The organism is Corallococcus llansteffanensis, from assembly GCF_003612055.1.
GTDB classification, from domain to species: Bacteria; Myxococcota; Myxococcia; order Myxococcales; family Myxococcaceae; genus Corallococcus; species Corallococcus llansteffanensis.
Window position 1 is genome coordinate 1 of the sequence record NZ_RAWB01000611.1, and the last position, 5,764, is coordinate 5,764.

Here is a 5,764-nt window from a genome sequence, read left to right on the forward strand (position 1 = left end):
CCGCCATCAGCTTGTCCTTGAACTCGGAGAGGATCTTGATGATCTCCCCAATGGCATCCACGAGGCCCTTGAGGGCGCCCTTGTTCTCGTCCTCGAGCTTCTTGAGGGCGGCGTCGGCCTTGTCGTGCGCCTCCTTGTATTTCTGGGCGAGCTTCTGCGCGAGGTCGTTCTTCTTCGCGTCGATGCCGCTGCGCAGCTCGTCGAAGCGGCTGGCGACTTCCTGCTGCGCCTGCTTCCCGACGGCCTGGAGGTCGCGCGGCAGGCTGGCCACGTACGTCTTGATGGCGGCCTGGCCCTTGTCGACTTCGGCCTTCGCGTCCGCCAGCCGGTTGTCCACCGTCGCGGAGATGCGCACCGCGAGGGCGTCCATGCGCGTGGCGAAGCGCCCGCGTGCTGCGCGCAGGATGACCTTGATGCCCTCGGGGACGTCGCGGAAGAGGTCCGCGATCCATCGTGCGCCACCGGTGAGGCCCGAGTAGCGGTCCTCCTTGAAGCGGTCGATTTCGCGGTTGGCGTAGGACTTCATGTCCGCCAGGGCGGCCTCGGCCCCGACGTCGAAGAGACGCATGACGTCGGTTTCGAGCGTGGAGAGCTTCGTCTCCACCTTCACCTTCGTCTGCTGGTACAGCCTTTCAATCGTGTCGGTGACTTCCTTGCGGCGCGCTTCGTCCTTCGCCTTCGCCAGCATCTGGCGCGTCTTCACCTTGGAGCCGCTGGACGTCTTCACCCCAGCCATCTGGTTGAGGCTGGTCTTCCCAATGCCCGTGGCCTGAGCGGCCGCCTGGCCCAGCGTGGCCTTCTCGCTGGAGATGTACTTGCCGGGTGCGGCAGTGGCGGTCTTCTCCACGTTCGTCTTCGCGGAGAGGACGGCGGAGAAGCGCGGGTCGTTCGCCTTCTGCAACTGCGTCGGCGTGAGGTCCGCGTCCTTCATCTGCTGGTCGGCGTCCTTCTTCGGGCTCTGGAGCGCCTGCACTTCGCCAGCCGGCTTCGGCGCGGGCATCGCCTCCGCGGTGTTGACGGGCGTGGGCGGTGCCGCCGGGTCCTCCGGCATGGGCGAAGCCGCTCGGGCCGGGACGGCGCTTGGATCCGGAGGTGCCGCGGTGGCCTGCTCGGTGGGACCGGCGGCGGTGTCCTTCTGGTCCTTCACACCCCCCGAGACGGCGCCCTTCACCTGCTCCGTCTCACTGCCCTTCATGAACTTGTCCGCGTCGTCCAGGTTCTTGGGCATCACCTTTTCGATTTCGGCGCGCAGCAGCGCGAGGAAACCGTTGGGCTCGGCCTTGGGCGCTTCGGCGGACTTCATGGCGTCGACCTGGTTGGCCTTCGCCCCTGCGTTCCTTTCGTTGGGTGGGGAGACGGCGGCGGCCTGGGCCTCGGCGGCCTTCTTCGACGCGGGCGGGTGCTTCCTTGTCTTCTGGGCGCTCTTCTCCAACTGCTCGATGACCTTGCGGAACCTGGGGTCCTTCTCCGCGTCACCGCCCACCTTCACCGCCGCGCCACCGGGCGCTTCCGCGGAGGTGGCACCGCCCGCCGCGCGCGCCGGGGCCGCCGCGGCGCGGGCGGGTCCTCCTCGGGCGGCGGCTCTGGCAGCGACGGCCATGGCGGCGTTCTCTCTCCGGTTCAGCCCCTGAGGGACACGGCGCCCTGACGGCGCAGCGGACAGACATCCCCGGCCTTGCGGTACTCGCGCACCACTCCGGCCTCCAGGTGCGCGCTCGCCATGGGTTCCCCGTCCTCCATGGCCAGCAGCGATGCGTGCAGCACGGCGTTGCGGATCTGCCCTCCGCTCAGGTTGCAGCGCATGGCCACCTCGCGCAGCAGCCCCGTGTCCACCGCGTGCGCGGTGGGCAGGTGCATCTGCCAGATGGCCCAGCGCTCGGAGGCATCCGGTGCCCGGAAGTCCACCACCACGTCCATGCGCCGCTGGAAGGCCGAGTCGATGGACTCGGCCGCGTTGGTGGTGACGAGCAGGATGCCCTCGAAGGACTCGATGCGCTGGAGCAGGTAGTTCGTCTCCAGGTTCGCGTAGCGGTCCGTGGACGAGCTCACGCCCGTGCGCTTCGCGAAGAGCGAGTCGCCCTCGTCGAAGAGCAACACCACGTCCAGCTCCTCAGCGAGCGCGAAGATGCGCGCGAGGTTCTTCTCCGTCTCGCCGATGTATTTGTTCACCACCGACGACAGCTCCACCCGGTACACGTCCAACTGGAGCACCGACGCGATGAGCCGCGCGGCCAGTGTCTTGCCCGTGCCGCTGGGGCCCTGGAAGAGGGCGCGCACGCCCGGGGTGAGCTGCCTCGCCAGCGTGCCACCCACGACGCCGCCCAGCCGCTCACGACCCCGGCAGCGGGCCTCCAGGTGGCGCAGCTCGCGCATCGTCTCACCGCCCACCGCGAGCTGGGTCCAGTCCACCGTGGACGTCAGCCGCACGGCGAGCGTGTCCAGCGCCTGCCGGTTGAGGGCTCGCCCCGCCTCGCGCACGTCCTCGGGCTCCACCGCCGTGCGTCCGGCGAGCGCCGCGTGCGCCTGGGCCAGCTTCGCCGCGCGCCGGATGTTGCCGCGCGTGTAGCGGAAGCGGCCGCTGATCTCCTCCAGGGCCGGACAGGGCCTCCCGGCCAGCGCCCGCTCCCAGTGCAGCGCCCGCTCCCGCGGCCCGGGCATGTCCACCGCGAGCGTGAGGGCGCGATCCACGCCCTCTCCACTGACGCCGCCCAGCCGGCCGAGCACCGCTCCGAAGGGCCCATCCAGGCCCGGCAACCGGGGCACCCCGGCGGCCTCTCCGGGCGCCGGGTCCAACACCGCCACGGGCAGCGCGTGCAGCAGCGTGGCCAGCGCGCCCACCATGCGCCAGCGCTCGTCGTCGGCCTTCTCCGGGCCCTCCACCTCCAGCACGCCCCGGCCCAGGGCCTTCGCCACGGTGCGCAGCAGGGTGCGCCGGCCGTTGTGCCGGGGGCCTCGCACCACCACGGCCCGTGCTTCCCCGGAGGCGAGCAGCGCGGGCAGCCTCGCCATGGCCTCGTGCAGCGCTTCGGGGATGAGCAGCGGCTCGTCGTGCTCCAGCGTGGCCAGCGCGTGGTGCTTCATCCACGGGGTCAGCGTCTCCGGGGCCTCGCCGCGCAGCGCGTCCCAGACGGCGCCGGGGACGTGGAGCGCCCACTCGGAGCGGGGCGTGTCGCGGTTGATGACCTCCACCAGCCCCAGCTCCATCAGGCGGCGCAGGAAGGTGCGCACCTCGCCCCGGTCGTCCTCGCCGCGCCAGCATGCGTTGAGGAGCCCCAGCGTGGGCCGGTGCACGGTGGGCGTGCCCTGGAGCGCGGCGAAGAGGGCTCCGAAGCGCGCGTCCTCCTCCACCATGCCCACGGCGAGCAGCAACGCGAGGGCATCCCCGTCCAGGTCCGCGGCCTCCCGCAGCGCGCGCAGGGGCAGGTGGCCTTCCACGTCCGCCTCCCACGCGGCGAGGGCTTCGGGCCAGTTGCCGGGGCCGTTCTCCTCTTCCAGCGAGCCCACGCCCAGCCCGGTCAGCTCCTCGCGGTACGCGGTGAGGAAGGGGAAGCGCGCGAGCATCGCGTCCTCGCCGCCGAACGTGCGCGCGGCCTGGGACAGCACGCGCGTGGCGGCGGCGAAGAAGTGGAGCTTGAAGTGCTCCAGGGCGTCGGGCGGCGTGGCGGCGGTCGGGGTGTCGGACATGGCGCCTGGTTCATTCAAAGTGGAAGGTGAGGTGCCGGCCGGCGGAGGGAATCCAACCGATGTCCCGGTCCAGCCCCGCCACGCGCACCTCCAGCGGGAGCTGCGCCAGCGCGAGCACCACGTCCACGTGCGTCTCCGTCAGGTGCAGCCGTGCGTCGTGCATGAGCAACATGCGCTCCAGCGCCTCCGTGTCGTCCGGGGGAACGCCCAGCGCACGCGACAGCCGGGCGCGGACATACGGGACGAGCCAGCCCAGCCACCGCTCCAACGGCGTCGCTCCGGGACCCGTGGGCGCGGGCACATCACCAGGCTCCAGCGTGAAGGTGTGCCCGGTGGAGAAGAGAGCCAGCTCGCGCCGCACGAGGGCTTCGGCGGAGTCGGACGGCTCAGGCGCAAGGATGTCGAGCACGAGGAAGCCCGCGGGGTGACGCACGCGCAGCCGCCTGTCGGTGAGGCTCCACGTCCAGGCCGCTGCCCCCTGCGTGCGGAAGGCTCGCAGCCAGGATTCAGGCACGCGCCAATCTTCGGGCGGCTCGAAGGCGTGACCCGGAGCCTCGCCCGGCCTGCGACCGGAGAGCAGGGCCAGCACCTTCCACACCGCGTCCGAAGGCCGCGCATCCCCGAGCAGTCGCTGCCCCAGCAGCGCGACGAAGTCCCACAGAGGCAGCGGGAGGCAGGGGAACGCGGGCTGCGTGAAGTCCCCGTAGAACTCCAGGAAGAGGCCCACGTTGACCAGGTAGAAGAGGCCGCCCAGCCCCGTCGAGATGGGCAGGCCCCACCCACGTCCCGGCGCGGAAATGAACCGCGTCTCGCTGGAGGGCAGCAGCCCGGGCAGTGGCGGCGGCGCTTGAGGCGCGGAGGTGGGCTCCGGCGCGAGCATCACGACGGAGGGCGTCGCGGAGGCTTCCACGTGGATCGGCCACACCGGGGCTTCAATGGACGCCGCGAGTGGAGGAACCGCGAACGGAGACGTCAGAGCAGGCGTGGAGGTATCGGTGGGCTCTCTTCGCGATGCAGGCTCCAGCCTCGGAGCCTCCGTGGACCGCGCGGCAGAGGGCAGGGGACCCAGCTCCACCTGCTCGGGGGCAATCGGCTGCACGGCTCGCGCACCCGGTACACGCGGGGCCAGCGCCTGGACCTCCTCGGCACCTGACTCCGGGCGGGACTCCGGCGTCACGCCCACGGAGCGCACGGGCTCGCGTGTCCCGTCCCCGGTGGTCACGCGTGCTTCCTCGCGTCGCCAGGCGACCACGGCCGGAATGAACGCCGCATGGCGCGCTTCCAGGGGCGCACGTCGAAGCATCAGCGCCACGCCCAGCAGCGTCTGGTGCTCCCTCCCCAGCCCCGGCGCTCGCGCCTCCGGAACCCACGCCTCCCACGGCGTGAGCGGCACGGCGCCGCTTCCGGAGACACGTTCCTCCTTCGCAACCCGAGGCCGCGACTTCGGCATCACTTCATCCCGCGCTGCTTCCTCCTCGAACGCCCCGAGCGCGGACGCCAGCGCGGGCAGCCCCTGCGTGACGCAGACCCGGGCAAGCAGCGTGCGTGCCTCGTCCCCGCTGAACAGCGACAGCACCGGCCGGGCCTCGCTCCTGCGGGCCACGGCCTCCAGCGCGGCGGGGACGTACTCGGGCCGGCGCAGCCACTCGGCCACCACGCGAAGCGCGAGGTCCGCGCTGGGAAAGAGCCCCTTCCACCACCAGTGCACGGCGGCCGTCCCCCGCCACACGTCACTGGCCAGACAGGCCAGCAGCTCCGACGGGTCCAGGAACAGCACGGCCTCGGCGCTCGGAGGCACCGGGCCCTGCGCGGGCCGCGCCGCGCGCGCGAGCTGCGCGCTCAGCGCGGCACTGAACGCCTCATCCCACGCGGGCGGTGGGCTCGGCGCGAACTGCCGCACCGGCAGCACCCCCGGCTTCGGATCCACGAGCCGGCGGATGCACACGGTGGCCGAGGGCGGCAGACCCACGGGCGAGAGGTGGGCGCCGCTCAGCAGGCTCTCCAGCCGCAGCTTCGCGGAGAGCGGATCCAGGTCCGTCCCCCGCAGCCGCAGCCGCCCGATGACCGTCCGGCCCACCCC

General features: G+C 72.0%; 3 protein-coding genes. All 3 read right to left on the reverse strand.

Features of this window, described 5'->3' with window-relative positions; all coding sequences use genetic code 11:
• A partial coding sequence (locus D7V93_RS36395) for a hypothetical protein (RefSeq protein ID WP_147451525.1) occupies positions 1 to 1,600 on the reverse strand: 1,600 nt, incomplete at its 3' end.
• A gap of 20 nt (positions 1,601 to 1,620) precedes the next feature.
• Complete coding sequence (locus D7V93_RS36400; protein ID WP_120647731.1) at positions 1,621 to 3,684, reverse strand: ATP-binding protein; 2,064 nt, start codon at positions 3,682 to 3,684, stop codon at positions 1,621 to 1,623.
• A gap of 10 nt (positions 3,685 to 3,694) precedes the next feature.
• Positions 3,695 to 5,764: hypothetical protein (locus D7V93_RS45430; protein ID WP_167509537.1), on the reverse strand; the 2,070-nt coding region annotated here is incomplete at its 5' end.

Coding starts and splice junctions, on each gene's coding strand:
- D7V93_RS36400 (WP_120647731.1), bottom strand. CDS start 3,684: ATGTCCGACACCCCGACCGCCGCCACGCCGCCCGACGCCCTGGAGCAC.